Origin of the sequence: Actinospica durhamensis, from assembly GCF_018139695.1 — a bacterium.
In the GTDB taxonomy this organism is placed as follows: Bacteria; Actinomycetota; Actinomycetes; order Streptomycetales; family Catenulisporaceae; genus Actinospica; species Actinospica durhamensis.
In genome coordinates this window covers 1-1,088 of sequence record NZ_JAGSOG010000607.1, presented here as the reverse complement: position 1 = coordinate 1,088, position 1,088 = coordinate 1, and the positions used below count along the sequence as shown (strand labels likewise).

1 pseudogene is annotated in these 1,088 nt (G+C 65.3%); it reads left to right on the top strand.

What is annotated here, in order from left to right:
* Positions 1-126 precede the first annotated feature (126 nt).
* A pseudogene (locus tag KDL01_RS41330) lies at positions 127-1,044 on the top strand (alpha/beta fold hydrolase); the annotation flags it as partial.
* Positions 1,045-1,088 lie beyond the last annotated feature (44 nt).

The window sequence follows — 1,088 nt, the reverse complement described above, 5'->3', positions numbered from 1 at the left end:
CGCCCTGATCACAGCACTCGAAGAAACCACCCGGACGGAGCACGCCGACAAGCCCGTCAAGCAACTGCGCGCCGCATAGAATCAACCCAGACCGTCACCGAAGATCCACGAGACTCGGGACAACCTCAGATCGACGGGCTGGACATCCACTTCATCCACGTCAGGTCCAAGAATCCCCACGCGATGCCGCTGATACTCACGCACGGATGGCCGGGCTCGATCGTCGAGTTCCTCAAGCTGATCGGCCCACTGACCGATCCGGTTTCCTTCGGAGGAGACGCCGCCGATTCATTCGACGTCGTCATCCCCTCGCTCCCCGGGTTCGGGTTCTCCCAGAAGCCCGCGGAGACCGGGTGGAGCGTATCGCGCATCGCAAGCGCGTGGGTGGAGCTGATGAAGCGTCTCGGCTACACGAGATGGGCCGCGCAGGGCGGGGATTGGGGCGGCGTCGTCACCACCGCCCTCGGGGCCGTGCAACCCGAGGGGCTTGTCGGAATACACCTGAACACCCCGTTCGCCTTTCCCGCACGGATACCCGACACCCTCTCGCCCGAACAGCGCCACGCCGTGGAGACCCTCGCCCTCTACAACGGCGACCTCGGCGGCTCCAGCCACCTTCAGGGCACGAAGCCGCAGACCGTCGGAATCGCCCTGGCGGACTCTCCCGCCGGCCAGGCGGCCTGGATCTACGAGAAATTCCAGTCCAAGACCGACAACCACGGGCTCGCCGAGGAAGCCCTCAGCACAGACGACATGCTCGACACGATATCCCTGTACTGGTTCACCAACAGCGCGGCGTCCTCCGGCCGCATCTACTGGGAGAACAGATCGGGCACGTTCGCCGGCCCGAAGCTGACGCTTCCGGTCGCGGTGACCGTCTTCCCGAAAGACATCCCGCTCCTGCCGCGAAGCTGGATAGATGACACCTACAGCAACCTGATCCACTACGGCGAGGCCGACAAGGGCGGGCACTTCGCGGCCTTGGAACAGCCTGAGATCCTGGTCGGCGAAATCCGCACCGGCCTGCGCGCCCTTCGCTCCTGACGCCAGTCCGACGCCGGGAAAGCGCCGACGCGCTCAACCCGAAG